The sequence below is a fragment of the Archangium violaceum genome, assembly GCF_016859125.1.
Lineage (GTDB): Bacteria > Myxococcota > Myxococcia > Myxococcales > Myxococcaceae > Archangium > Archangium violaceum_A.
In genome coordinates this window covers 9,603,498-9,628,618 of the sequence record NZ_CP069338.1, presented here as the reverse complement: position 1 = coordinate 9,628,618, position 25,121 = coordinate 9,603,498, and the positions used below count along the sequence as shown (strand labels likewise).

Sequence of the window (25,121 nt, the reverse complement as noted above, 5' to 3'; positions counted from 1 at the left end):
GCTCACCGTCGGGGATCTCCGCCACCATCTCCTCCGGGGCTGCCTGGAAGGCCGCCTCGACGGACGGAGGAACGCCGCGCGATCAGCGGGTCTTGAGCAGCCGGGTGAGCTCCCGGTCCAGGGTGGCGGCGAACTGCTGGCGATCCTGGGCGGAGAATCCCCCGGGGCCACCGGTCATCACGCCACTGTCGCGCAGCTCCTGCATGAAGTTCCGCACGGAGAGGCGCTCGGCGATGTTCTCCTCGCTGAAGAGCTCGCCGCGCGGATCGATCACCACCACGCCCTTGGGGACGAGCAGCGCGGCGAGTGGGATGTCCTGGGTGACGGCGAGATCTCCGGTCTGGGCCGAGGCGGCGATGTGACCGTCCGCCACGTCGAGCCCTGCGCCCACCTGCACCGTGGAGACGAACTCCGAGAGGGGCAGTGACAGGCGCTTGTTGGCCACGAAGACGGTGGACACCCGGAGCCGTTGCGCGGCTCGCAGGAGGATGTCCCGTACCGGCCCCGGACACGCATCGGCATCGACCCAGATCTTCATGCGGCCGGGCATTCTGGCAGAGGGATGGAGGGAGGACACGCGATCTCCGCGGATAGAAGCGGACAGCCAGCCCGCTTGTGGTAGACGGCACGGCAACGCACTCGCCTGGCAGGGCAGGTGAGCGTCGAGCTTCGCTGCAAGAGAACGTAGCCAACCCCATCATGAGCCGAGCGTGGCAGGAGCCCCCGCGCATGCCTCGCTGCCACGCCCGAGGAGGGCATCCATGGAAATCGCGAAGGACAGCGTCGTCGCCATCGACTACCGACTGCACCTGGGAGACGGGAAGATCATCGACGAGAGCGACCCGGGAGATCCGCTCGTCTACCTGCATGGGTACGAGGAGATCGTGCCTGGGCTCGAGAAGGCACTCGAGGGGAAGACGCCGGGCGCGTCCCTGAAGGTGCAGGTCTCTCCCGAGGACGGCTACGGGGAATACGATCCGGATGGCGTGGAGGAGGTACCGCGCGAGGACTTCCCGCCGGACATGGAGCTGGAGGCGGGAGGGATCGTCACCGCCACGGACGACGAGGGGGATGATGTGGAGTTCCTCGTCAAGGAGGTGCGTCCCAAGACGGTCGTGGTGGACTTCAACCACCCGCTGGCGGGCAAGACGCTCCACTTCGAGGTGACCGTCAAGGAGGTGCGCGCGGCCACGAAGGAAGAGCTGGAGCACGGCCACGCCCACGCCCCGGGCCACGAGCACTGAAGAACGGGGGGATGCGCTCCGCGAAGCGCGTCCCCCGCGTGCCGGGGACCCCGCGGAGACCAGATCCGCTCCACCCCACGTGATGAAGTGTTGTCAGCAGTATCCTGAGATGCCGGTTGCCTCGGGCCCTCCTGGTGATTGAAGGTCGGCGCCCCCCATCAAGGAACTGCCCGATGCGACATCTCCTCTCGTCCCTCACCAGGGCCGGCGCGCTCGCGCTCGCCACCCTCCTGGCCTGCGGCCCCATTCAGGATCCGCCGCCCTCCCCCACCGCCCCTGCCACGAGCGCCCAGGCCCAGACCTCCGCCAATGGACTGGTGACGCTGGAGTCCGTGGCCACCGGCAGGCCCTACACCTTCGCCACGGCGGAGGTGGGCACGAAGCTCTACATCGACCGCGCCTACACCATCACGGGCCTGTCCTGGCGGCTCCAGGGCGGCGTGCTGCTCCAGGCGGCCAATGACGACAAGCTCTACACCGGCACGCAGCAGGTGCGGTTGGACCTGAACGCGGCGGCCACCGTCTTCGTGGCCATGGACCGCCGCAACACCGTGCTGCCGGCGTGGCTCGCGGACGGCACCTGGGCGCTCACCAACGAGATCTTCGCCACCAATGATCAGTCCGCCACCTCCTCGAATCCGTCCACGCCCATGAAGGTGTACGCGAAGTCGGTGCCGGCGGGGACGCTCGTCCTGGGGGGCGGAATGGCCCCGCCCGCGCAGGGCACCAACGCGCAGTACGCCGTGGTCATCCAGTACGCCACTTCCTACCCAGGGGTGATGGCGCGCTTCTTCCCCAACCTCCAGATGCGGGGCGTCCCGGTGCTGCGCTACCTGCCCGACATGAGCCTGAGCGCCGGCCTCGAAGCTCCCGTGGACGGCATCCCGGCGGACTTCTTTGGCGTGCGCTTCGAGGGCTTCGTGACGCCCGAGTACTCGGAGACGTACACCTTCCGCACCTCCGCGAGCGGCGGCGTGCGCCTGTGGGTGAATGGCCGGCTCCTGGTGGATGACTGGTTCGAACACGACCTCGAGCAGCATTCCGGAAGCATCCGGCTCGCGGCCGACATCCCCGCCAGCGTCGTGGTCGAGTTCTTCGATGCGATGGACCTCGCCTCGCTGCGGCTCCAGTGGGCGAGCGTCAGCCAGCCGCTCCAGGACGTCCCTGTGTCGCGCCTGCGGACGCCGATACAGGTTCTTCCTCGTCCGCTGGGGGCGCACTGCTCGGAGGACGCCGAGTGCCGCTCGGGCAACTGCAGCGTGTACCCGGTGGGCAACGTCACCATCTGGAACGAGGGCGATGCCGTGTGCGCCCCCGAGGTGCCCGAGGGCGAGCCCGGTGTGAAGGCCGAGTACTTCTCCTCCGAGTTCCTCTACAACCGCGTCGCGGTGCGCCGTGAGGACGCCGTCTCCGGCTCGTGGGGCGCCACGGCTCCGGCGCCAGGTGTGCCGGCGGACCGCTGGTCCGCGCGCTGGTCGGCCACGCTCACCGCGCCGGCCACCGGCACGTACACGCTGTGGACCACCACCGAGGACGGTGTGCGCCTGTGGCTCGATGGCGCGCTGCTGATCGACAGATGGCTCGAGGCGGAGGGTGGGCAGACGCGTGCCGCCACCGTGTCCATGACCGCCGGCAGCAGGCACGACCTGGTGATGGAGTACTTCGAGGGCTACGGCAATGCCCAGGCGCGGCTGGCCTGGTCCGGCCCGGGCTTCCCCATGCAGACCCTCACCTCCGCCCTGACCACGCCGTCCCTCTTCGCCTGCAGGCCGCTGGGCTCGCAGTGCAGGTCGGACGCGGACTGCTGCGGCGCCTTCTGTTCCGTGCACCCGGTGGGCAACGTCACCATCTGGAACGAAGGCGCCACCGTGTGCAGCCCGCGGTGAGCGGAACGCCGTTGGCGGGCGGCCTTCCCGGTGATCTAGGATTCCTCTGGCAGTGAACCCCCCCACCCACTCAGCGCCGACGTGGAGCGCTCCAGGAAGCCCCGATGACCCTCCCTTTGCTGACCTCGTGAAGTCGTGGACCCGCCCGCTGCTCGTCGCGAGCTGCATGGCCTTCGCTGGATGTGGTGCCGGAGTGGAAGAGCCTTCCGTGCCCGGCGCCGACGAGCAGAGCTCCACGCGGAACGCAGCGGAGTACTGGGAGGGCGACTGCGACGGACCCAATGATTGCCCGGTGTCCAGCTCGATCGTCGACTGTGGCCCCGGACAGCCCCAGGCCTACGCCTGGAGGACGAACGACGGTGGCTACTGCATCGAGCGGAATGCCTGTGGCCCGAACGGGCTGGCCTGCCCGATCTGGTAGCAACCCGGCAAGTGAGGGAGCGCCCTCGCCTCGAGGCCCGCTCCCCCACCGCCGTCCGCATTGGAGACCTCAGTTCACCGTCACGGTCCGGTGGAGATCATTGAACCCGGTGGAGGCCTCCCAGACGTTCTGGTTCGCGAGCTGGATGGCGTACTCCGGACGCGTGCTCAGTGACGGCGCTGGATCCGGAAGGTTCAGCAGCAGCGCGTAGCTTCCGGCGGGAAGGGTCGACGGAATCGTGACGGTCTGGCTGATCGTCACGCGCGTCCCCGGCATCCATCGACGCGGATCCGCCGACAGGGGCAGGCGGTAGGTGGCGCCGCTCGAGGTGTTGCGAAGGATCAGCTGCACCGACCGGGGATTGAAGGGAGCGGCCCACCCCTCGTTCTCGAGGGTGAGCTCGATGGGCATCGCCGCGCCACGGGTGGCGGTTTCCGGGAAGGTGCCCGACACGAGGGCGAACCTGTACCCGAGCCGGCGGTCGATCTCGGGCCTGCACCCGCCGGTGTCCCAACTGCTGATGACGGAAGGCTCGTAGTCGGCGTTCAGATAGGAGTAGTGGAACAACCCCATCTCGTTCAACGCGGAGGCGCACGCCGAGCGCGGCGGGTTGAGGTTGCAGGTCTCGCCACCCATGGCGAGGTAGTTCGTCTCGGCGGCCAGGTACGGGTATTCGACCGTCGTGTTCTCGTAGGTCCCCCAGTCATCGGGGCTGGCCAGGAAGCAGTCGTTGTGGTGTCCGATGCGAGCGTTCGCGGTGCCGTTGTAGGCCTGCGAGGCGGAGAGCGCCGTCGAACCGTACAGGGTGCGTTTGAACTTGGGGGTCCGCAGCTGGACCATGCGGGTGGTCGGGAGGACGGCCAGGAGCTTGTCGACCACGGCCTTCCGGTTGTTCCAATCGGTTTGCGACAGGTTCCCCGCGTTCCCGAAGTTCTGCGTGTAGTACCACTCGCCCCAGGCACCGATGAGTCCGGCCTGCACCACGGAGATGACATCGCTGTTGGCGCTCAGATACGGCGCCAGCTGATCCAGGTGCGCGGTGACACGGCTCAGGGGGGCGTCGTCCCCGTCGGGCGAGGCGGTATAGGCGAAGCGAACGATCATCTTGAGTCCCGCGGCCCGGACCGTGTTCGCCTGCCGTTGGAAGCGATCCAGCTGGGCCTGGCTGATGGGACTGTTCTTGAATTCTGAGAGATAGAAGATGCAGAAGATCTGGGTGATCTTCTCGTTGGTTCTGTAAGCCCTCAGCGTGGACTCGACGAAGTCGCTTTGGTTGCAATCACCGGTGTAGTGATAGAAGCCGCGCTCCGGGTTGGCGAGGGTGGCGCTGCTCGCCGTGTACTGCGTCGTCGTGCCGGAGCCCGTGCCCCCACTGTAGACGTGCGTGTACTTGGGGGACGTCTCGAGCGGCGTTTCGACCTGGAAGACGAGATCCGCGTCATTCGGGGTCGCGCTCTCTCCGAGGGAGGCTCGCGAAACCGTCCACTGAGCAACACTCGCGGAGGCCGTGTGCGTCACCGCCTCGATGAACTGCCAACTCCAACCACCTCCCAGGTGCTTGTACAGGGAGCCGTTCTCGAGGAGGTAGTCCGCTCCAATTCCTTGTTGTGAGAATCCGGTAGCGGGATTCCGGTCGACGTCGATGTACGCGCGCCGGAAGGCCGGGGTCCCACTGTATTGGAACTGGTACGAGACGGAGGTGGCGTCGTTGCCGAGCACCACCGAGGTGATGGCCGCATGAGCGGGCCGTGACCCGAGTGTCAGACTCGATAGCAACAATCCAAGAGCAGCGAGCTCCGTGATGAGCGGGTGGTGGAACCGGCGTGGTGAGCGATGCATGTCCATTCCTCATGCGGAACAGCAGGGTCTGTATTCGACCCGGAGCCATATACGTCAGTCCGATGGGAATCCACCGTCGGATATACAGTGCCGCGCGTCGCGCGATGAACGTGCGACTTTTCGACGGAGGAACACATGAATCAGAGGGGGCGCATGCTGCTGCCAGGGTTGGTGGCTGCATGGATGATGATTGTTTCGGGTTGCCAGCCGGAGGTGGTGAGTTCCTCCCAGTCCTCCCCCGTGCCGGAGAGCGGCACCGTGACGCTGCGGCTGGAGGCGAAGGATCCGCAGAACACCGCGCTCGGCTTCACGTGGGAGGCGAGCACGGGAACGCTGGGCGCTCCCACGAACACCACCTCGACGAGCGAGGTCGCCTGGACGGTGCCCGAATGCGTGCCCGGCGAGAAACCCGTGTCCATCACGGCCACGGTGAGCAACGCGCTGGGGCTGTCCACGTCCAAGGCCTTCACCATCCGGGGAGCGCCGGGTTGCCCGCCCTCCGGCTCGTGGGCCTCGACGGGCGGGTTGAGCTGGGCCCATGAGCCCCATACGGCGACGCTGCTGCCCTCGGGCAAGGTGCTGGTGATTGGCGGAGACCAGTGGTCCTCCGAGTCCGCGGCCCGGATGACGGAGCTGTACGACCCGGAGACGGAGCTGTCCATCCTGGGCGGGCAGCTGGTGACGTTCCGCGCGTCCCACACCGCCACGCTGCTGCCCTCGGGCAAGGTGCTGGTGGCCGGAGGCCTCAAGATGCTGGGCTTGGGCGACCACGCGACGGCGGAGCTGTATGATCCGGAGACGCGGACGTCGGTCCCGACGGGCTCCATGGCCGTGGCCCGTGCCGATCACACGGCGACCCTGCTGCCCTCGGGCAAGGTGCTGGTGGTGGGAGGCCGTGACGCCAATGGCGTGAGCCACGCGACGGCGGAGCTGTACGATCCGGCGACGGGCACGTGGAGCCCGGCGGGGACCCTGTCCGCGCCACACCAGTCCCACACGGCGACGCTGCTGCCCTCGGGCAAGGTGCTGGTGGCCGGAGGCGCGACGACGGTGGTGGAGCTGTACGACCCCGAGACGGGAGCGTGGAGCACCACCGGGGCCCTGGATGACGCCCGGTCCTGGCACGCGGCGGCGCTCCTGCAGTCGGGCAAGGTGCTGGTGGTGGGGGGGAAGACCGCGAGCACGACGCTGGCGACGGCGCAGGTGTATGACCCGGCGACGGGCACGTGGACCTCGACGGGAGCCATGGCCCATCCGCGTGAGAAGCTCGCGGCCACGGTGCTGGCATCGGGAAAGGTGCTGGTGGCCACGGGAATGAACCAGTGGACGGCTTACAGCAAGACGGAGCTGTACGATCCGGAAACGGGAACCTGGACGGCCACCGGCTCGCTGTACATGGGCCGGGGCCAGGCCTCGGCGACGCTGTTGCCCTCGGGCAAGGTGCTGCTCCTCGGAGGCCTGGGTAGCAGCTACAACCTCTTCAACACGGAGGTGTATGACCCGGCGAAGGGCACCTGGAAGAGCACCTCCTCCGTCTCGTACACCGGTCGTCACGAACACACGGCGACGCTGTTGCCCTCGGGCAAGGTGCTGGTGGCCGGAGGCCGCACGGACCGAGCCGATCTGTACGACCCGGCGACGAGGACCTGGGCGTACGGGGGCTACACTTTCGAGCACACGGGGGGGGTTACGGCGACGCTGTTGCCCTCGGGCAAGGTGCTGCTGGCCGGAGGGAGACCCTACATCTTCGACGATCCCCCGGTGGAGCTGTACGACCCGGAGACGAACACGTGGAGGTGGGTGGCCTCCATGAACGAATCGCGCAACGGGCACACGGCGACCCTGCTGCCCTCGGGCAAGGTGATGGTGGTCGGAGGCAGCAGATCGACCACGACCACGGTGGAGCTGTACGATCCGGCGACGGACACGTGGGCGCTGTCGGGCAACACGTCCGAGCCCCGTAACGGGCACACGGCGACGATGCTGAAGTCGGGCAAGGTGCTGGTGGCCGGAGGCGGCAGAACGGCCTCGGCGGAGCTGTACGACCCGGAGACGAACACGTGGACGCTGACGGGCAGCATGATCCAGGACCGTAGCTCGCACACGGCGACGCTGCTGCCCTCGGGCAAGGTGCTGGTGACAGGAGGATTCACGGACATCGCGGCCTTGACGGCCACCGCGGAGCTGTACGACCCGGAGACGGACACGTGGACGCCGGTGAGCAACATGGCCAGTGCCCGTGGCTCGCACACGGCGACGTTGCTGAACTCGGGCAAGGTGCTGGTGGTGGGGGGTTACAATGTGCCCATCGCCAAGGACGTGGAGCTGTACGACCCGGAGACGGACACGTGGTCTCCCGCGGAGGATTCCGGCCAGGCGCGTACGGACCACACCGCGACGCTGCTGCCCTCCGGACAGGTGCTGGTGGTGGGCGGCCCCAACTACAACATGAACCTGGCGGTGCTCTACACCCCCTGACATCGCCTCTGGCTTCACCCGCCTTCGGAGGAATCACCTCCGAAGGCGGGTGGATGTCAGGACTCGCTTCAGCCCCGTGCCTCAGGGCGTGATGAACCGGATGATGCCGTCATTCACCGTGATGCCCCACACCGTTCCGTCGGACGCCGCGGAGATCTGCTTCAGCATGCCGGGCATCTGCGTCCAGGCCGAGCCACTCCACTTGTAGACGTTGCCGGAGCCATCGAGCGCCCAGATGTGGGCGGCGCTGCCGACGGACACGTAGGTCATCCCCGTGGGGATGTCGTACGCCCACTCGGTGCCGTTCCACTTCAGGACGCGCAGGGAGTCCGCTGGATTGGTGGCCCACAGCACACCGTCGGAACCGGCGGAGATCTGCGCGACACAGCAGACCTTCTTGTCCCAGTTCCATGCGGACTCATTCCACTGGAACAACCAGCCCTCGTTGTCCAACCCCCACACGGTGTTCGCGTTGACGACCGAGACCTGCTTCATTCCCGAAGGAATGGAGAACGCATCCCACTCGGTGTCAGCCCACCGGAGGACGCGCATGTCATCGGGGGGGTTGGTGGCCCACAGCGTGCCATCCGCGGCGCCGGAGATCTCTGTCACGCAGCATCGCTGATGGTCCCAGGCAGACCCGTTCCACTTGTAGTGGTTTCCATTGGTGGCGAGTGCCCAGATGGCGTTCGCGCTCCCGACGGAGAGTTGCTTGATGGTGGCCCCGTCCGGAAGCGCCGCCACCTCGGACCAGTCCCCCTGGAGGGGGATGACGAGCGAGTAGAGCAGCCGGTTGGGAGAGCCCTTCACGTCCTGCACGGCGTCCGGGGTGCTGCCATCGAGGAGGGCCTTCGTCACGGCGGCGGGAGTCGCGGAGGGGTTCTTCTCCAGGAAGAGCGCCGCCACGCCAGCCACGTGCGGCGCGGCCATGGAGGTGCCGCTGATGGTGTGGGTCGCATCGTTCGCGGTGTACCAGGTGGACTTGATGTCCTGGCCCGGCGCGAAGAGGTCCACGCAGGAGCCCCAGTTGGAGAACCAGGCGCGCTTGTCCTCGATGGACGTGGCCCCCACGGTCAACGCCTCGGGGGTGCGCGCCGGGCTCTTCTGGCACGCATCCCCGTCGTTGTTTCCCGCCGCGACGACGTACGTCACGCCCGCCGCGATGGACTTGCGGACCGCGTCATCGATGAACGGGTGGGCACCACCACCCAGGCTCATGTTGGCCACCGCGGGCTTCTGGCGGCTCCGGGTCACCCAGTCGATGCCCGCGATGACTCCGCCGAGGCTCCCCGACCCTTCGCAATCGAGCACGCGTACCGGGTGGAGGATGACGTCCTTGGCCACGCCCCAGGTGGAGCCTCCGATGGTGCCAGCCACGTGGGTTCCGTGCCCACCGCAGTCCTCCGCGCCCCGGCCGTCGTTGATCGCCGTCGCGCCGTTACCGATACGCCCCGCGAAGTCCACGTGGGAGGTGCGAATGCCCGTATCGATGACGTAGACGTGCACGCCCTTGCCCGTGGTGCTCTGCACGTAGCGCTGGTCGAGCGCCCGGGTGCGCGTATCGATGCGATCCAGGCCCCAGGTGGCACTGTCCTGGACGCTCTCCAGCTTGATCCGGCCATCCTGGCCGACGGTCTTCACGCGGGAATCCGAGGCGATGGCGAGCGCCTTGAGGTCATCGAGCCCGTTGGCCGAGAAGCCCACCAGGCTGCTCTCGTAGACGTCCAGCAGGGAGCCCCCGTGTTGGGCGAGCAGCTCCTCGGCCGTGGCCCGGGCCTTGTCCGGTGTGACGGCCGCTTCATCGAAGAGGAAGAGGTACTGGCCCTCGATGGCGTCATCGGGCCGGACGATCTTGGAGGTATCGGGCGGATCCGGCTCCTTCGGAGGCGTCGAGGGGCAGGCGGTGAGCCCGAGGCAGGAAGCCAGCATCAGCGCCTTGGGAAGGCGCGACGACAGACGAGACTTGAGGATGGTCATGGTAGCGCCGCGCTCTTCAAATCCCCGGCCAACACCCGACAGGGGGCGGACAGGCACGAGCTCAGAGGAAGGGTTCGTGGGTGCGCGTGTCCGTCAACGCGTCGATCTCACAGCTTGACGTGTCACCTGGACTCGTTGACGCGCCAGCCCCACTCCCTCCCCTACTTCCGCTTGTCGGGTGACAACGCCCCGAAGAGCAGCAGGTCCACCACCTGGTGGAGGAAGTCGTCGTCGATGTCCCGGCCCTCCATGAAGAGCCGGTGCTGGAGGATGCCCGCGAGGAAGCGGAAGAGCCGCGCGGCCTCGAAACCTGGAGCGAACTCGCCGCGTGCCCTGGCTGCGTCGATGACGGGGAGCGGCAGGGCGTCCATTGACTCACGCAACTGACTGGCGATGGCCATGAACTCCGGGTTGCGCTCCTCGGCGATGAGGATGCGCCTGAGAGCCTGTCCCCCCGCTGAGCTCATGGCGGCGGCCATGTGGCGCCCGACCTCGAGCAGATCGCCACGGAGCGAGCCCGTGTCTGGCTGGACGATCCAATCGACCGTGACCGACCGGAGCGCCGCTCCCACCAGCTCCTGCTTCGTCGGCCAGCGCCGGTAGATGGTGGTCTTGTTGACCCCAGCGCGAGCGGCCACGTCGTCGATTCGCAGGGCGCCATAGCCAATGATGGAGAGCTCCTCGAGCGTGGCTTCGAGTACGCCTCGCACCACCGGCTCTCCGCGCACGAGCACTCGCTTCTTGGAGGATGAGGATTTCCGCTTCGCTCCCACTTGGCTCCCACTGCATCACACACTCTCAACGCCGGCAACCCTGGCGCTCGGGCGAGCATCGCAACTTCTCGTTGCGATGCTGACGCGACGGATCTATAGGCATCGCAACTTCTTGTTGCGGTCGTTCACGCGGATGCGTGAGCCCCTCTCCCCCGACTCCCCCCGTGCAGGACACGAGCATGCCCTCGATCTCCGATGCTTCCCGAAAGCCCGCCACGTTCTTGCTGACGAGCTCGACCGCGCCAGGACACTTCCTGCGTGTGCTCGATCTCGCGCAGCAGCTCACCTCCCGTGGACACCGGGTGCTGTTCAAGGCGAAGGCCACCAAGGCGGCCGAGGTGAAGGCCGCCGGCGCGGAGCTGCTCCCCTACGAGCACCAGCTGGATCTGCAGGACCTCGCGACAATCGGCGCACACTCCGAGCTGCCACGCTGGATGCCGAGGGTTCCGTTCTTCCTCGCGCAGTTCCGCGGCTTCGCGCATGCGAACAATGTCCAGCTCGCGCTCGAGCTCGAGCCCATCCTCACGCGCGAGCAGGTGGACTGCGTGGTCTACGACTTCTTCGAGGTTGGCGCGGCCTGGGCCGCGGAGCGTGCCGGCATCCCCTGGGTGAGCGCCGGGAACATGGGCACCACCCTCACGCGCGATGAGCTGCCCTTGATGTTCAACGTGCAGCCGCCGCTGCGGCACCTCGGCAAGGTCCCCGCGCTGGCGCACGCGTTCTTCAACCAGTTCATCTCCCTGCGGGCGCCACGAGCCAGGCTCGGCCTCCCTCCCCATACCGGCCGTACGGCGGAGCTCGTGCAGTCGATGATCTCGCCCAGGCTGCACATCGTCATGGCCCACCGGGGCCTCGCCGGTGACATCCCGCTCCGAGACAACCAGCTGTTCGCCGGTCCGACGGCCTTCAACGTCCCCGCCAAGGCCCGCGAAGAGGCGCTGCGGGTCGATCCCGGGACCGTGATCATCAGCACGACGACGACTCCCGGTGACAACGGCCTGTTCCGGAGGGTGTTGGAGGCCGTCGCGCCGATGAACGTCCCCGTCCTCGCCACGTCCGCGGGTGCCCGGGACATTCCCGCGGGGCTCGGCGCCCATATCCGTATCGAGCAGTACGTTCCGCACGATGCGGTGTTTCCCCAGGCGCGGGCGCTGATCACCCATGGTGGCTGGGGAACGGTGGGACGCGCCCTGACGTACGGGCTGCCCATGCTGGTCATCCCCCTCTTCGGCGATCAGATCCTGAACGCGACGCTGGTGGAGCGAGCGGGGCTCGGGCGCTACCTGCCCCTGAAGAAGGCGACCCCCGAGGCGATCCGCGCCGAGCTGAACGCGCTCCTGGCGGACGACGGAATCCGAGCCCGCGCCCAACGCGCCGCCGCCGAGATCAAGCAACTCAAGGACGAGCAGGTCGCCGCCCGAGCGCTCGAGCGGATCGCCTTCGAGCGGAGAGCGGGCGGCACGACCCGGGCCTCCGCGGCCTGACAACGGCCTGGACATCACCATGACAATGACTGTTACCGCCCCCGCGACGATGCCCGGCGAGCGCATCGACTACGCGAATACACTCTCGCCGCGCACGAAGGCGCTCGTCCTGGCCGGCGTGATGATGGGCCTGTTCCTGGCCGCGCTCGATCAGACGATCGTCGCCACGGCCCTGCCACGCATCGTCGCCGAGCTCCAGGGCATGGAGCTCTTCGCGTGGACCTCGACGTCGTACCTGCTCGCCAGCACCACCATGGTGCCCATCTACGGGAAGCTCTCGGACAGCTTTGGCCGCAAGACGGTCATCCTCGTGGGGATCGGCATCTTCCTGCTGGGCTCGGTGCTGTGCGGCCTGGCGGGCTCCATGCTGGCGCTGGTGATCTTCCGGGGGATCCAGGGGCTCGGCGCGGCGGCGATCACCTCCACCGCCTTCGCCGTGCCGGCGGACCTGTTCGTCCCCGCCGAGCGAGCGCGCTACCAGGGCATCTTCGGCACGGTGTTCGCCGTCTCCAGCATCATCGGTCCAGTCCTGGGCGGCACGCTCACGGACACGGTGGGCTGGCGCTGGGTCTTCTTCATCAACCTGCCGCTCGGCGCCATCGCGGTCGCGTTCATCGTGAGCAAGATGCCACGGCTGCACAGCGGCCTCGCCAGCAAGGTGGACTGGCTCGGCGCCCTGCTGTTGATCATCGCGACGGTGCCCTTCCTGCTCACGCTGCGGGGGAATCGGCCGCTCGAGGCGTGGCTGTCACCCGGGGTGCTCGGGATGCTCGCCCTGTCGCTCGTGGGGTTGGTGCTGTTCATCCTCGTCGAGCGACGCACGCCTCACGCGATCATCCCGTTCGCGCTGTTCCGCAGCCGCGTGTTCGTGCTGGTGTGCCTGACGTCGGTGTGCACCGGCGCGGCGTTCTTCGCCGCCCTGCTCTTCCTGTCGATCTTCGCCGTCAATGGGCTCGGAGCCACGGCGAGGGAGGCGGGAATGGCGATGATGCCGCTCACGGCCGCGGTGGTGCCGACCTCGCTCCTGACGGCGCGACTGGTGAGCCGCACCGGTCGCTACAAGGGGGTCATCGTGGTGGGCCTCGTGCTGCTGTGCCTGGGGCTGTTCCTGCTGAGCACGCTCACGGCGGAGAGCACCCTCTGGGACATTGGCGTGAGCACCTTCGTCTTCGGCTGCGGCATGGGCCCCGTGCTCCCGATGCTCACCCTGTCCATCCAGAACGCCGTGCCGCCACATCAGGTGGGTACCGCCACGGCGGGCCGGCAGTTCTTCCAGCAGCTCGGACAGGCCCTGGGCAGCGCGGTCTTCGGCATCATCCTCACCACGTCGCTGGCTCATGCGCTCACGGACACGCTCGGGCCCGTGCGCGCGGAGCTGCCCGTGGCCATGCACGAGCGGTTCGATCGCTGGTTCGATACGGAGAGCCTCCAGAGAGGCGGAGTGTCGGAGGAGAGCCCTGGCGCAGGTCAGGGCTCGGCCAGCGCGCGCATCGCGGACGAGGTCCGCGCGCACTACGACACCCTGCGACGCGAGCCCGGCGCCAACGAGGAAGCGCTCACGCGGGAGGAAGCGCGGGTGCTCGAGCTCGGTCGCGCAGGCGAGCAGGCGGTGCGCCTGTCATTCACCAAGGCCGTGACGCGCGTCTATGATTGGGCACTGCTCGTGGGGCTGTGCGCACTGCTCCTCGCCTTGTTCACCCGCGAGATCCCACTGCGCAAAGCCACCGCTCCGGAGCCTTCGTTGGCGAGCGAGTAGGCCCCCCTCACCTCTCCGCAATCACACGCTGACGGTCGTCAGCGGAACGCTTCAAGCACCACGGGAAGACACATGCGACTTGCAGTCATTGGAACGGGTTACGTCGGCCTGGTGGCCGGTGTGGGGTTCGCGGACATCGGGAATGACGTCGTCTGCGTGGACGTCGATGAGACGAAGATCGCGCGCCTGAAGCGCGGCGAGGTCCCCATCTACGAGCCCGGGCTCGACGCCCTCATCGAGACCAACGTCAAGGCCGGGCGCCTGACCTTCTCGACGGACCTCGCCACCGCGATCCGCGCCGCCGAGGTCGTCATCATCGCCGTGGGCACGCCGCCCGCGGCGGACGGCTCCGCGGATCTGTCCGCCGTCTTCGCGGTCGCGGAGACCCTCGGGAAGAACCTGAACGGCTTCAAGGTGGTGGTCACCAAGAGCACCGTGCCCGTGGGCACCGCCGATCGCATCGAGGAGCGCATCCGCCGTCACACGGATCAGCCCTTCGGCGTCGCCTCCAACCCGGAGTTCTTGAAGGAGGGCGCGGCGATCGAGGACTTCCTGAAGCCGGATCGCGTGGTGATCGGCTCGAACAACGCGCGAGCGCTCGAGGTGCTGCGGACCCTGTACACCCCACTGGTCCGCACGAGCGAAGACATCCACGAGATGGACGCGCGCTCGGCCGAGCTGACCAAGTACGCGGCCAACGCGATGCTCGCGACGCGCATCTCGTTCATGAACGACCTGGCCGTGCTCAGCGAGAAGCTGGGCGCGGACATCGAACGGGTGCGCAAGGCCGTGGGCGCGGATCCGCGCATCGGCCCCAGGTTCCTGTACCCGGGCGCGGGCTTCGGCGGCTCGTGCTTCCCCAAGGACATCTCCGCGCTGATCCAGATCGCGCAGGGGGCGGGGCACGATCTCGAGGTGGTGCGCGCGGTCGAGTCCGTGAACAAGCGGCAGAAGCGGCTGCTGTTCGAGAAGCTCCGCCGTCACCTGGACGGAGCGCTCGAGGGCCGGACGGTGGCGGTGTGGGGGCTCGCGTTCAAGCCCCAGACCGACGACATCCGCGAGGCCCCCGCGCTCGTGCTGATCCGCGAGTTGCTCGAGGCCGGCGCGAAGGTGCGCGCGCACGACCCGGAGGCCATGAACAACGTGCGAGCGGTCCTCGGCGACCGCATCACGTACTGCGAGAACATGTACGAGGCCCTCGAGGGCGCGGATGCCCTCGCGCTCCTCACCGAGTGGCAGGAGTACCGGCGGCCGGACTTCGAGCGGATCAAACGCCTCATGCGCACGCCCACGCTCCTCGACGGTCGCAACATCTGGGAGCCCCAGGAACTGCGCGCCCTCGGATTCTGGTACACCGGCATCGGGCGGCCGTAGGGCAGCGCCTGCTACGAGGGAGGCCACGAGGAGTTGTTGAGGACCCCTCGAGGGATGCCGAAATGTTCGAGCAGGGCCTGCTCGACGTCCTCCTCCATCTCGAGGATCCGCACCCTACGCAACCCCGCCTCCGTGATGATGAGGCGCTGCCCGCTCAAGGTCACCCTGCCCGTGGCTGTCTTTCGCGTGCAGAGCCGATTCTTGCGAAAGAAGGAGTCCGGAGAGGTCTGGTGGTAGAGGCACATCTCCGAGAATTCCTCCAACCGTCTCGGTACACGCGAGAACACATAGAGGAGCCGCCACGTGCCCTCCGGTTGCTCTTGTGAGAGTGCCCAATCGCCGCCCCGCTGCTCCAGGCGGAACATCTTCCCTTGCGAGGCCCACTGCCCCGGTATGAGCGGAAGTGGATCCGCGAAGGCGTCACCGAAGCCCACGTCGACGAGCCAGGAGCCGTCCCACGTGACTTCCAGGAGGAGGTGATCGAATTCGGGGCCGTTGTCCTGGACGCCATCCGAGGACACCCGCCCCGACAGGTACGTCACCTGGAAGCCCAGCTTGCGCAGGAGCGCGGCGAACAGGCCGTTCAGCTCGTAGCAGAACCCGCCTCGGCGCTGCCGGATGAGCTTGTCGAAGAAGGCCGCCTCGTCGAGGACGATGGGCCGCTGGCTGTGGATGTCGAGGTTCTCGAAAGGAACGGATTCGATGTGACGACGATGCAGCGCGCGCAGGGTATCCAGCCCAGGCACGTGAGGCCCCGCGTAACCAATCCGCTGAAGGTACTGGCCGACGTCCATGGCTCCCCCCAAACCGGCTCCAGAATACCGCCTACATTGTAAGGTGGTATAGGTGGGCAGCGCCGTCTACCGCGCAAGAGCCGACCTCACGGGCATGCCCGCCTGTGAAGCCCTCTCGCGCGGAACAGGTGCCAGAAAGTTCAAATTGACCGCAGTGCGGTGAGCACATGCCTGAGCAGAAGGGTCTCTGTGTGCTGCCGGCCAGCCGAGGCGGCCGGAGGGGCCGCGGCCCACCCAGAGGCGGACACTTGGAACCGGCTATCGGACGGAGGAGTGAGTCCGGTCAGAAGCCGAAGCGGGCCTCGAGCACCGTGTCGACCGTACGGAAGGCACCGATCGCCCAGCCCGGACGGTTGCTCCACGCCTCGCCGACGAGCATCAGGTCCTCACGACCTTTCAGCGGCTCGATCGACCAGCGCTCGATCTCGGCGATGGTCATCGAGGTCCCGGAGCGAACGTAGTACCAGCCGGCTGGCCACACGTGGAACGTCGTCTCGAGCGGTTTGGGCACGGCGATCTGCTGCCCCGGAGCGCCCGTGTTGAACGTCAGGTTCAGTCCGCGCACGACTTCAGCCTCCACCGCCGGAAGGCCGCCCTTCTTGAACAGGTCCTCCCAGAAGGCGACGCACTTCGGCTCCTCGGCGTAGACGGAGCGAAGGACGTGCGCCCCGGCCAGGTAGGGCTCCCGCGGGATCTCCGTGTGCTGGACGCAGTGGTCGGTGGTGTAGACCCGAAACGGCTTGCCGGTCAGGTCCTCGCGCTTCGGGTTGTCCACGTTCTCCCACCAGGGCGAGCTCCAGCGCTGGTTGATGACCACGATGCGGAGCGGAATCAGCGCCTGGTACGCGGGCTGCGCGCGAATCTCCTCGGCGAGCGGGCCTTGGACGAAGTCGAACCCCGACGGCGGCGCCGCGATGACGAGCTTTCGCACCGTCACGTCGTAGCTCGGCGTCCGCAAGGCGTAGCCGGCGCCCGGGCCGGGGCCCGCGGTGTCCAAGGAAAGGAGCGGCTCGGACGTGTAGATGCGCACGCCCCGGGCCGCCGCCCTCTCGGCCAGCTCGAGCGGAAACATGCTCATGCCGCCGACGGGGTAATGGTTGACGCTCGAGAGTTGCATCTCCTCCTCGAGGATTTCGATGTAGTTGGCGGCGGAATGGGCGAGGTCGAAGTCGGAGTGGAATCGCGACACGCTGCGCAGGTACTCGGACGAGGCCGGGCCGGCGACGGCGTCGACGAAGTCGCGGAAGTTCGGATACGCCTTCGCCCTGGCCTTCTCGCGCAGGAGCAGCGCGTAGAGCTCGTCCTCGCGCGTCGTTGCCGGATCGTCATCGAGCGGTCCCTTCAGCCCCGGGAAGAGGTCGACGAAGTCGTCGGGGGAGTAGCCGAAACGGCCTTTGACGAGCATGAGGTGGCCGCGCGGCTCCGGCGTCTCGAGCTCGATGTCGAGCTCGCGTGCCAGCTCCTTCACGTAGCCCTGGCTGTCGTTGACACGACGCGCCCCCCACCCGACCCGCACACCGCCGAGCGTCTCGTCGCGCAAGCGCCCGCCGACCTCGACCTCCTTTTCGAAGAGACAGACGCCCGCGCCGAAGCGCGGCGCCAGCCGATACGCCATATAGGTCCCGGCCGGGCCGCCGCCGACGATGCCGATTTCGCACGAGAGGGACCGTCGCTCGGTCGCAGCGACATGCGTCGTCGCTGGGTCATGGACCTTGCAGCCCGCTGCGACGAGGAGCGCCACCGCGCCGAGCACGGCGGCCCACGGTACGGCGCGGCGCCTCTGGCTCGCGGTCAAGTTGGAACTGCCCAAATCGGGGACGCGGACTTCTTTGAGTTCGGCCATGAAATTTCCTGTCAGAGGGAGCATCCGCTTCGATATCGACTCCTTCGGGCCGTCCAACAACTTCGTCACCTGAGGGGCCATGAACCTCGAGCAGCTACGGAAGCATCCGTCCTTTCCATTCCTGGCCTTCAAGCAGAACGATCTGGAGTTCCTGCTGCTGGAGATGTTTTGGGCCGAGTTCTTCCGGGACTGCCTTGAGAAGCCCGAGGATGCACGGGACTGGGACCCACTGTTCCCGGCCGAACGGGATGGCGTGCCGATCCTCGTCGTCGCCAATGCCAGCCGCAACCGGGCCGTGCGCATCCACCTGCGAATCAACGAGGACGACAAGCCCCTCTACCCCGCGGGCAGTCCGGAGATGCCCGGCGAGTACTTCCTCCCCCTGGACCTGTGGCTCGACGAGGTTCGCGACGCCACAGGCGCCACGGCGTACCCAGCCGTGGTCATCTCCACGGACATGTCACCGTCCGCGCTGGACATGACGCGGCAGGTGCTAACGCAGTTCTGCCGGGAAGACGAACCCGCGGGGCCCACCCAGGCCTGGATTGACAGGTATTACGAGGAACTGGCGGAGCGCGGCTACCATTGGAAGTGAGCCGTCACGCTTCCATCCGAAAATTCGACGCCTCGGACCGCGAGGGTGTCCGGCGCATCCTGCGTGAGGCGTGGGCCCAGTGCTCTACGCGGGACTGGGTGTGCTCGAATCGATGTACACGCTGCTCGAGGACGACTCGCTCACCTTCCTCCTCCCGAAGGCGGGTGAGACGGCCCTGATGGCCTGTGTCGACGGCCAGCCGGCGGGCGTCCTGGTGACCCGGCGTGTGCGGGGGGTGGACTGCACTCTGGCGTTGTACATCCACCCGAGGTTCCAGCGGCAGGGGATTGGCAGGGCGCTACTGACGCGGGCGGGATTCATCTCCGCCGAGTTTGGGGAGACCCACCAGATAGCTCGAAACTCCAGGGCTTTTCATGGTCGGGGAGACAGGACTCGAACCTGAGTCCCCTGGTCTCGGACCCAGGGGGCTCGACCCACCGCCATCCCCTACTCCCCGCGGCGCAGCCGCTCGATGTACTCCGCGGGCAGTCCCGCGCTCTGCGCGCCACGCACCAGCGCCTCGATGAACCGCTGGCTGAGGGGGCCCTCGGTGGACGCGCGCCTCGGCGACGTCACGAACGCCGTGGCCTGCAGTTCCTGCCCCTCCACCCGGACGCGCACGAGCCGCTCCACGCACATGCTCGTCACCGCGCCCTCCTTGTGCTGGATGATGGGCCAGTCCTTTCCGCCAATCTCGAAGAGCCTCCCGTACACGCTCCTGCCCGGCGCGTCCGTCAGCCCCGCCACCCGCCCTCCCCACCACCTCGAGGGGAAGTCGTACACCAGGTCCACGTCCAGCGCCTCGGCCAGCTTGCCCTCGGGCAGCTCGAAGAAGTCGTAGCCGTGCTGCGAGCGCCACTCCTCGAAGGCCGCCCGGTCCAGGATCGTCGAGTAGGCGAAGTACAGCTTCGAGGCCGCGGTATCCGCCGTGTTCCGCGCCTTCATCACCTGATCGTAATGCGAGTCCATGCCGTGCTCCTCGGGCCCCCAGGCCGTCTCACTGCCGGTTCGAGTCCTCGCGCAGCGCGCCGAGGATGGCGCCCACGTCCAGGCGCGCCGTCTTGATGAACAGCCGTAACGCGCGCTCGACGTGCTCGGCAAGGGTGGCCATCTTCTCCAGCCGGGAGAGATGTTCGGGAGGAACGTTCCCCGCCGCCTGGGCGAGCCGCCGGGCCTCGGCCAGATCGGCGCGGATGCGCTCGATGAAGCCGGCCTCCCGCTGCTCGATCACATGCGACACCATGCGGATGAGATCCGTCTCGGCGGCGTAGCGCCAGGCGCTGTCCTGGGGCGAGCGCACGCGCCGCACCACGCCCCAGCGCTCCAGATCCCTGAGCAGCATGGACACTCCGCCCTTGGAGAGCTCCAGCTCGCGCTCGAGCTCTCCGGCGGTGAGGGGCTCGCCGCGCAGGTACAGCAGGGCCCAGACGCGGCCCTGGTTGCGCTTGAAGCCCCAGAACTCAATCACATTGCCAACGGCATCGACGGCGATGGCTTCCCAGGGAGCGAGACGTCCGTTGTTCGAGCCCACCCCCCGGGCCGATTCGAGACCGCCTGTCCACAGGTAGCCTTTCATGCAGCGCGGCTCCGTTCCTGCGCCTGGGCGGCGATGCCCACGGACAGCTTGCGTGCCCAGTCCACCAGCTCCGCGCCCGTGCCCTGCTGGCCGTACGGCCCGAGCGCGTCCAGGGCGGCCTCGAGCTCCTTGTTCATCCGCTCCATGGCCAGCTCCACGGCGCCGGTGGCCTCGATGGCGTCGCCGATGGCGCGGGTGCGCTCGGGGTTCACCGTGGTGAAGGCCCAGGCGTCCTTCAGCTTGCTCTTCAGGCTGCCGTCACGCGCCACCGCCAGGAGGATGGGCAGCGAGGGCGTCCCCGAGAGCACGTCGGCGTAGCGCGGCTTGCCGGGATCCGTGCCAAGCACGTCGCGGATGTCATCGGCGATCTGGAAGGCCACGCCGAAGCGGCGGCCGAAGCGATCGAAGCGCTCGGCGGCCTCGGGCAGACCGGCGAGCGTGGCGGCGGCACTGCCACACCAGCCGAAGAGCGAGCCCGTCTTGCCCTCGGCGACGTAGCGCAGGCGCTCCAGGGGCAGATCCAGGTTGCCGCGGGACTCCACCTCGGTGATGGCGGCGCGGGACATCTCCATGACCACGGCCAGGGCGCTCTGGGTGAGGCGCGAGTCCAGGGTGGACAGGCGGTGGAGCGCGGTGGACAGGATGAGGTCCCCGCTCATCACCGCGACGATGTTGCCCCAGCGGGCGTTCACCGTGGGCCGGGCGCGGCGGTACATGCCGGCGTCCACCACGTCGTCGTGCAGGAGGCTGGAGGAGTGGATCATCTCCGAGGCCACGGCCACGTCCACGAGCTTCTCGGGGGCCACGCCCACCGCGCCGCCGAACAGGCGCACCAGGAGGGGGCGGGCGCGTTTGCCGCCGGTGCCGATGCACAGGTGGCGCGCGGCCTCCATGAGCGTATCGCCCTTCACACCTGGGCCCGCATCCCCATCCTCGAGCATCGAGCCCAGCCGCTGCTCCACGCTCCCCAGAAAATCCGCCAGTTCACGCGCGAGTTCCATGTACCCCTCTTCTCCTCTGGGCCCGTTCATATAGTTCAAGACCGTGTGAACTGCACCTGCTTCCTGCATGGCCGGGCAGGCGGAGGGGCCTGCAAGGGCGGCAGGCAGGCCCGGGAGGTCGGTTTGAGTGGGCGCGGTGCGTCGTGAGACAGACTCGGCCTCTACAGCCACAAGGGTTCGTGTGTCACTCGCCGTCGTGCGCCGCAACGTTCTGCGCAGCTTCGCTGCCCTGGCATCCGCCGTTCCCCTCTTCCGGCCTGGAAACTCGCTGCCGGGTTCCGCCGCCCCGCTGCTGGGGGCTCCCGCCGCGAGCACCACCGCGACGTCCGCTCCGGACACCGCGGGACGCAGGGCCCTGCGTTGCTCGCTGAAGGCCTCGGTGTCCGAGGGCATCGTGGCGGAGGTGTTCACCGCGTGCGCGGGAGCCACGGTGCTCACCGCCTGGGCGCTGGCGCTGAAGCTGGGGCCCTTCCTGGTGGGGGTGATGACCGCCCTGCCCTTCTTCGCCCAGTTCATTCAATTCCCGGCGGCGTGGCTGACGTCCACCTTTGGCTACCGGCGTGTGGCGCTGGTGGCGGTGTTCCTGTCGCGTCAGGTGATGCTGCCGCTGTGCGTGTTGCCCTGGCTGCCGCTGACGCTGGAGGGGCAACAGCGGCTGCTGGTGGCGGTGGCGGCGGTGTCGGCCGTGCTGGGCGTCATCGGCAACAACGCCTGGGTGGCGTGGATGGGCGAGCTGGTGCCCGAGTCCATCCGGGGGCGATTCTTCGGCCGGCGCACGGCGCTGTGCACACTGGGTGGCACGCTGACCTCGCTGGTGGCGGGCGTGGTGATGGACAAGCTGCGCCCTCCCGAGGGCGTGGGCGTGGGTCTGCCGCTGCTGGCGGCGCTCGCCTGCGTGGCGGGCCTGGTGACCACGGTGCTGATGGCGCGCCAGCATGATCCCGCGCCGAGCAGGGAGAAGACGAAGCTGGACTTCCACGTGGCCCTGCTGCCGCTGCGTGACGATCGGGCGCGCCGGGTGCTGCTGTATCAGGTGGCCTGGAACGCGGCGGTGGGTCTGTCCGCGCCCTTCTTCTCGTTCCACATGCTGAAGAACCTGAAGATGAGCTTCCTGACCATGGCGCTGTACCTGGCGGCGGTGGCCGGGATGCGCATGCTCACCGCGCCCCTGTGGGGCAAGCTCATCGACAGACTGGGAGCCCAGCCGGTGCTGCTGGCGTGCTCGCTGGGAATCGGCTTCATCCCCGCCATCTGGCTGTTCCCCACGGCCACGTTCCTCTGGCCGCTGCTGCTGGACGTGGTGATGGCCGGCGCGCTCTGGGGTGGCCATGGCCTGGCCATCTTCGCGCTGCCGCTGTCGGTGGCACCGCGCAAGGGCCGTCCCTTCTACCTCGCGGCGTTCTCCACGGCGGGTGGGTTGGCCTACGCGGCGGCCTCGACGCTGGGCGGGGGACTGGCGAGCCTGCTGCCCACGGAGTTCACCCTCGGGGGCCACCTCTGGGTGAACCTGCACGTGCTCTTCGTGCTGTCCGCGGTGACGCGGGTGGCCGCGGCCTTCCTGGCCATGCGCATCGTCGAGCCGGACGCGAAGCCGGTGCGCTCATTGGGGGCACTGGTGTCGCTGGTGGGCTCGTGGCTCCAGGCCCGTGCGGCGCGGGAGCCCGCTCAGGCCCCAGTGCTCGCCGACAGCCCGTCCGCCAGCACCAGGCCCTGACCCACTGGCCGCGTTCCTCCGCGACTTGTCCGACTGTCGGACAGGTCCGAGGAGAGAGCGCGGCGGCGCCCCACTCCCGAGACTCATTCCGGGGACTCAGGAGGTCGGCAGGTCGATCTTGAAGCCCGCGCGCTCCAGCATCTGCTTGAACTCCGCCTTGGCGATGGCCTTGACGTACGCATCGTTCGGCTCGCACAGCTTCTTCTTCACCAGATCCAGCAGGGCATCGTTGAGCGTCTGCATGCCGATGCCGCGCGAGGTCTGCATGATGGAGGGAATCTGGAACGTCTTTCCCTCGCGAATGAGGTTGGACACGGAGTTGGTGCACAGGAGCACCTCCTGCGCCGGCACGCGGCCTCCGCCGATCTTCTTCACCAGCATCTGCGAGATGACGCCCTTGAGGGACTCGGAGAGCATCATGCGGATCTGCTCCTGCCGGTCCGCGGGGAACTGGTCGATGATGCGGTCCACCGTCGAGGGCGCCGTGTTGGTGTGCAGCGTTCCGAAGACGAGGTGGCCCGTTTCGGCCGTTTCGATCGCGATGGCGATCGTCTCGAGGTCTCGCATTTCGCCCACCAGCACGATGTCCGGGTCCTCGCGGAGGGCGGCGCGCAGGGCGTTCTTGAAGCCCTGGGTATGGACGTGCACCTCGCGCTGGTTGACCAGGCACTTCTTGTTCGGGTGCACGAACTCGATCGGGTCCTCGATCGTGATGATGTGGTCCTCGCGATTGCGATTGATGAAATCGATCATCGCGGCCAGCGTCGTGGACTTACCCGAGCCCGTCGGACCCGTGACGAGCACCAGCCCCTTGCTGAGGAAGCACAGGTCGAGGATGTGCTTGGAGAGCCCCATGTCCTCGGCGGTCATGATCTTGTTGGGGATCTGCCGCATCACCGAGCCGATGCCCTTGCGATCCTCGAAGACGTTGACGCGGAAGCGGGCGCGCTCGGTCTCGTAGGCGAAGTCCGTGTCGCGCATCTCCTCCCACTGCTTCTTGTTCTTCTCCGGAGCGATCGTCCAGAGCATCGCCTTGAGGCGCTCGGGGGACAGGGGCCGGTAGTCCTCCTGCGGCACCATGTCGCCGTCGATGCGCAGCATGGGCACCACGGTGCTCGACAGGTGGAGGTCCGAGGCCTTCTTGTCGAGCATGCGATCCAACAGCGCGCGCAGGGCCTGGAGCGCATCCGTGTCCGCCCCATCCACCGGCAGCACCTGGATGGCCGGCTTCTGCTCGGCGGCGGGAGCAGCAGCGGGAGCGGCCGGGGCCTTGGCGGCCGGAGCCGCGGGAGCACGGGCGGGAGCGGCGGAGGCGAATGCACCGCCGGCGCCACGGGCCGCCAACTCCATCATGTCGGAGGGCGAGGCCAGCTCCAGCTTGTCGTCCTCGGACGCGGGAGGCAGATCCAGGGCAACGGGGGCCGAGGGCGCCGCCGCCACGGTGTTCACCGCCGGCTGCGAGGGCGCCTTGTAGGGCACCAGAGCCACCTTCAAGTGGCCCCCGACGTTCTGCACCTTCACCTGCACCGCGCCAGCGGGAGCGGCGTACGGGAAGTTGGTGACTCCCTCGGCGGGGAAGTTCCCGCGCATGTCGGCGGGGAGGATCTCCGAGAGCGCGCCGATGATCTGCTGCGAGTTGAGCCCCGCTTTCACCATGGGCACGTTGCCCGAGGCGGTCCGCAGGGTGATGCCACTGCCGGTCTCCAGCATGATGGCGACACCGGATTCCTTGTAGAGCTTCTCGATGAAGGCGTCGAACCGAGCCATGGCTTCTCAGCGGCGAAGGGTTTCCACGTACGCGACGTGACGTTTGTTGACGAGCGCGACCTTCTCCCCCTCCAGAACGGGGATGAACGGGGGCGCGCTGTTGAGGTAGTCCGTCAGGCGCGAGTGCGCCTCGGGCAGCACGTAGGTGATGAGCCCACGCAGCTTCTGGCCATCCACCAGTCGCACCTCCACCTCGTGCTCGGTGGGGATGGTGAACTGATCGACGACGTTGGGCTCGAGCTCGGCGGCCACACGCGCCAGGGCGAGGTTCTCGCACCGGACGAACGTCATGGCGTCCGTCTCCGCGTCCACCGCGGGGATGAACTGCGAGCCACTGTTGTTGAGCAGGTCCGACAACCGCTCGCCACCGGTGTGCCCGGGCGCGGCTTCGGCGAGGAACACGGCCACTTCACGCGACGAGCCGCCGGGAAGGACGAACTGGGCCGCTACGCGTCGCTTGGGAACGGAGAGGGATTCCAGCATAGGGGGGGGTCAGCGAGATGTGCGTTGTTTAGCACATTCGACGTGCCCCCCAGGAATCCGGACCCCGGGTACGCACATTTCCTACCCTCAGTCGTACCGAGCGGCCGCGGCACATC

At 67.9% G+C, this 25,121-nt stretch carries 21 protein-coding genes and 1 tRNA gene; 10 read left to right on the top strand and 12 right to left on the bottom strand.

What is annotated here, in order from left to right; all coding sequences use genetic code 11:
* Positions 1-82: 82 nt before the first annotated feature.
* Positions 83-538 (bottom strand): YaiI/YqxD family protein, encoded by a 456-nt coding sequence (locus JQX13_RS40675; RefSeq protein ID WP_203404782.1) that lies wholly within the window; start codon positions 536-538, stop codon positions 83-85.
* A gap of 223 nt (positions 539-761) precedes the next feature.
* Between JQX13_RS40675 and JQX13_RS40670 the strand changes: the two genes are divergently transcribed.
* The 3 genes from JQX13_RS40670 (at position 762) to JQX13_RS40660 (ending at position 3,551) form a co-directional block, all read left to right on the top strand.
* Complete coding sequence (locus tag JQX13_RS40670; protein ID WP_203404781.1) at positions 762-1,244, top strand: FKBP-type peptidyl-prolyl cis-trans isomerase; 483 nt, start codon at positions 762-764, stop codon at positions 1,242-1,244.
* Positions 1,245-1,417: 173 nt separating this feature from the next.
* Positions 1,418-3,130, top strand: coding sequence for a PA14 domain-containing protein (locus tag JQX13_RS40665; RefSeq protein ID WP_203404780.1), 1,713 nt, complete (start codon positions 1,418-1,420; stop codon positions 3,128-3,130).
* Between the two features lie 127 nt (positions 3,131-3,257).
* Positions 3,258-3,551, top strand: coding sequence for a hypothetical protein (locus tag JQX13_RS40660; RefSeq protein WP_203404779.1), 294 nt, complete (start codon positions 3,258-3,260; stop codon positions 3,549-3,551).
* Between the two features lie 69 nt (positions 3,552-3,620).
* Here JQX13_RS40660 and JQX13_RS40655 read toward each other — a convergent pair whose 3' ends face one another.
* Positions 3,621-5,390: a DUF4832 domain-containing protein gene (locus tag JQX13_RS40655; protein WP_203404778.1), complete on the bottom strand. Its 1,770-nt coding sequence runs from the start codon at positions 5,388-5,390 to the stop codon at positions 3,621-3,623.
* 135 nt (positions 5,391-5,525) lie between these two features.
* Between JQX13_RS40655 and JQX13_RS40650 the strand changes: the two genes are divergently transcribed.
* A complete protein-coding gene (locus JQX13_RS40650) occupies positions 5,526-7,868 on the top strand; it encodes a Kelch repeat-containing protein (protein ID WP_239014155.1) in 2,343 nt (780 codons plus the stop codon).
* Between the two features lie 81 nt (positions 7,869-7,949).
* Here the strand turns inward: JQX13_RS40650 and JQX13_RS40645 are convergent, their stop codons facing one another.
* Entirely contained in the window at positions 7,950-9,845 is a 1,896-nt protein-coding gene (locus tag JQX13_RS40645) for a S8 family serine peptidase (RefSeq protein ID WP_203404777.1), read from the bottom strand.
* 161 nt (positions 9,846-10,006) lie between these two features.
* Complete coding sequence (locus JQX13_RS40640) at positions 10,007-10,573, bottom strand: TetR/AcrR family transcriptional regulator (RefSeq protein WP_239014154.1); 567 nt, start codon at positions 10,571-10,573, stop codon at positions 10,007-10,009.
* A gap of 224 nt (positions 10,574-10,797) precedes the next feature.
* Here JQX13_RS40640 and JQX13_RS40635 point away from each other — a divergent pair, with 224 nt between their 5' ends.
* The 3 genes from JQX13_RS40635 (at position 10,798) to JQX13_RS40625 (ending at position 15,232) form a co-directional block, all read left to right on the top strand.
* Positions 10,798-12,102, top strand: coding sequence for a glycosyltransferase (locus JQX13_RS40635; RefSeq protein WP_203404775.1), 1,305 nt, complete (start codon positions 10,798-10,800; stop codon positions 12,100-12,102).
* A 19-nt stretch (positions 12,103-12,121) separates the two neighbouring features.
* Entirely contained in the window at positions 12,122-13,858 is a 1,737-nt protein-coding gene (locus tag JQX13_RS40630; protein WP_203404774.1) for an MDR family MFS transporter, read from the top strand.
* Positions 13,859-13,930: 72 nt separating this feature from the next.
* A complete protein-coding gene (locus JQX13_RS40625; RefSeq protein WP_203404773.1) occupies positions 13,931-15,232 on the top strand; it encodes a UDP-glucose dehydrogenase family protein in 1,302 nt (433 codons plus the stop codon).
* An 11-nt stretch (positions 15,233-15,243) separates the two neighbouring features.
* Here the strand turns inward: JQX13_RS40625 and JQX13_RS40620 are convergent, their stop codons facing one another.
* On the bottom strand, positions 15,244-16,026 hold the full coding sequence (locus JQX13_RS40620) for an arylamine N-acetyltransferase family protein (protein ID WP_203404772.1): 783 nt from the start codon (positions 16,024-16,026) through the stop codon (positions 15,244-15,246).
* A gap of 283 nt (positions 16,027-16,309) precedes the next feature.
* Entirely contained in the window at positions 16,310-17,869 is a 1,560-nt protein-coding gene (locus JQX13_RS40615) for an FAD-dependent oxidoreductase (protein ID WP_203404771.1), read from the bottom strand.
* A gap of 79 nt (positions 17,870-17,948) precedes the next feature.
* Between JQX13_RS40615 and JQX13_RS40610 the strand changes: the two genes are divergently transcribed.
* Together JQX13_RS40610 and JQX13_RS40605 are read left to right on the top strand one after the other, a co-directional pair.
* Entirely contained in the window at positions 17,949-18,464 is a 516-nt protein-coding gene (locus JQX13_RS40610) for a hypothetical protein (protein WP_203404770.1), read from the top strand.
* A gap of 70 nt (positions 18,465-18,534) precedes the next feature.
* Entirely contained in the window at positions 18,535-18,867 is a 333-nt protein-coding gene (locus JQX13_RS40605; protein WP_203404769.1) for a GNAT family N-acetyltransferase, read from the top strand.
* Here JQX13_RS40605 and JQX13_RS40600 read toward each other — a convergent pair.
* The 4 genes from JQX13_RS40600 to JQX13_RS40585 all read right to left on the bottom strand — a co-directional run bounded on the left by JQX13_RS40600 (position 18,840) and on the right by JQX13_RS40585 (position 21,041).
* Positions 18,840-18,921 (bottom strand) — tRNA-Arg (locus JQX13_RS40600). The genes JQX13_RS40605 and JQX13_RS40600 overlap by 28 nt on opposite strands.
* Positions 18,912-19,433, bottom strand: a complete 522-nt coding sequence (locus JQX13_RS40595; protein WP_203404768.1) for a gamma-glutamylcyclotransferase — start codon at positions 19,431-19,433, stop codon at positions 18,912-18,914. Before JQX13_RS40595 ends, JQX13_RS40600 begins: the two co-directional genes overlap by 10 nt.
* Before the next feature lie 28 nt (positions 19,434-19,461).
* The gene (locus JQX13_RS40590; RefSeq protein ID WP_203404767.1) at positions 19,462-20,040 is read right to left on the bottom strand and encodes a GbsR/MarR family transcriptional regulator; all 579 of its coding nucleotides are present in this window, start codon (positions 20,038-20,040) and stop codon (positions 19,462-19,464) included.
* Entirely contained in the window at positions 20,037-21,041 is a 1,005-nt protein-coding gene (locus tag JQX13_RS40585) for a polyprenyl synthetase family protein (RefSeq protein ID WP_203404766.1), read from the bottom strand. The genes JQX13_RS40590 and JQX13_RS40585 overlap by 4 nt, the downstream gene beginning before the upstream one ends.
* Before the next feature lie 181 nt (positions 21,042-21,222).
* On the opposite strand from JQX13_RS40585, the gene JQX13_RS40580 reads away from it, so the two are divergent.
* On the top strand, positions 21,223-22,755 hold the full coding sequence (locus JQX13_RS40580; protein ID WP_203404765.1) for an MFS transporter: 1,533 nt from the start codon (positions 21,223-21,225) through the stop codon (positions 22,753-22,755).
* 96 nt (positions 22,756-22,851) lie between these two features.
* Here JQX13_RS40580 and JQX13_RS55700 read toward each other — a convergent pair whose 3' ends face one another.
* Both JQX13_RS55700 and JQX13_RS40570 read right to left on the bottom strand, forming a co-directional pair.
* Positions 22,852-24,522, bottom strand: a complete 1,671-nt coding sequence (locus JQX13_RS55700; protein WP_203404764.1) for a type IV pilus twitching motility protein PilT — start codon at positions 24,520-24,522, stop codon at positions 22,852-22,854.
* A gap of 6 nt (positions 24,523-24,528) precedes the next feature.
* Positions 24,529-24,924 carry a hypothetical protein gene (locus JQX13_RS40570; protein WP_239014153.1) on the bottom strand — a complete coding sequence of 132 codons (396 nt, stop codon included), beginning with the start codon at positions 24,922-24,924 and terminating at the stop codon, positions 24,529-24,531.
* Positions 24,925-25,121: the final 197 nt, after the last annotated feature.

Coding starts and splice junctions, on each gene's coding strand:
- JQX13_RS40635 (WP_203404775.1), top strand. CDS start 10,798: ATGCCCTCGATCTCCGATGCTTCCCGAAAGCCCGCCACGTTCTTGCTG.
- JQX13_RS40645 (WP_203404777.1), bottom strand. CDS start 9,845: ATGACCATCCTCAAGTCTCGTCTGTCGTCGCGCCTTCCCAAGGCGCTG.
- JQX13_RS40650 (WP_239014155.1), top strand. CDS start 5,526: ATGAATCAGAGGGGGCGCATGCTGCTGCCAGGGTTGGTGGCTGCATGG.
- JQX13_RS40665 (WP_203404780.1), top strand. CDS start 1,418: ATGCGACATCTCCTCTCGTCCCTCACCAGGGCCGGCGCGCTCGCGCTC.
- JQX13_RS40675 (WP_203404782.1), bottom strand. CDS start 538: ATGAAGATCTGGGTCGATGCCGATGCGTGTCCGGGGCCGGTACGGGAC.
- JQX13_RS40655 (WP_203404778.1), bottom strand. CDS start 5,390: ATGCATCGCTCACCACGCCGGTTCCACCACCCGCTCATCACGGAGCTC.
- JQX13_RS40620 (WP_203404772.1), bottom strand. CDS start 16,026: ATGGACGTCGGCCAGTACCTTCAGCGGATTGGTTACGCGGGGCCTCAC.
- JQX13_RS55700 (WP_203404764.1), bottom strand. CDS start 24,522: ATGGCTCGGTTCGACGCCTTCATCGAGAAGCTCTACAAGGAATCCGGT.
- JQX13_RS40610 (WP_203404770.1), top strand. CDS start 17,949: ATGAACCTCGAGCAGCTACGGAAGCATCCGTCCTTTCCATTCCTGGCC.
- JQX13_RS40670 (WP_203404781.1), top strand. CDS start 762: ATGGAAATCGCGAAGGACAGCGTCGTCGCCATCGACTACCGACTGCAC.
- JQX13_RS40590 (WP_203404767.1), bottom strand. CDS start 20,040: ATGAAAGGCTACCTGTGGACAGGCGGTCTCGAATCGGCCCGGGGGGTG.
- JQX13_RS40625 (WP_203404773.1), top strand. CDS start 13,931: ATGCGACTTGCAGTCATTGGAACGGGTTACGTCGGCCTGGTGGCCGGT.
- JQX13_RS40630 (WP_203404774.1), top strand. CDS start 12,122: ATGACAATGACTGTTACCGCCCCCGCGACGATGCCCGGCGAGCGCATC.
- JQX13_RS40595 (WP_203404768.1), bottom strand. CDS start 19,433: ATGGACTCGCATTACGATCAGGTGATGAAGGCGCGGAACACGGCGGAT.
- JQX13_RS40585 (WP_203404766.1), bottom strand. CDS start 21,041: ATGGAACTCGCGCGTGAACTGGCGGATTTTCTGGGGAGCGTGGAGCAG.
- JQX13_RS40615 (WP_203404771.1), bottom strand. CDS start 17,869: ATGGCCGAACTCAAAGAAGTCCGCGTCCCCGATTTGGGCAGTTCCAAC.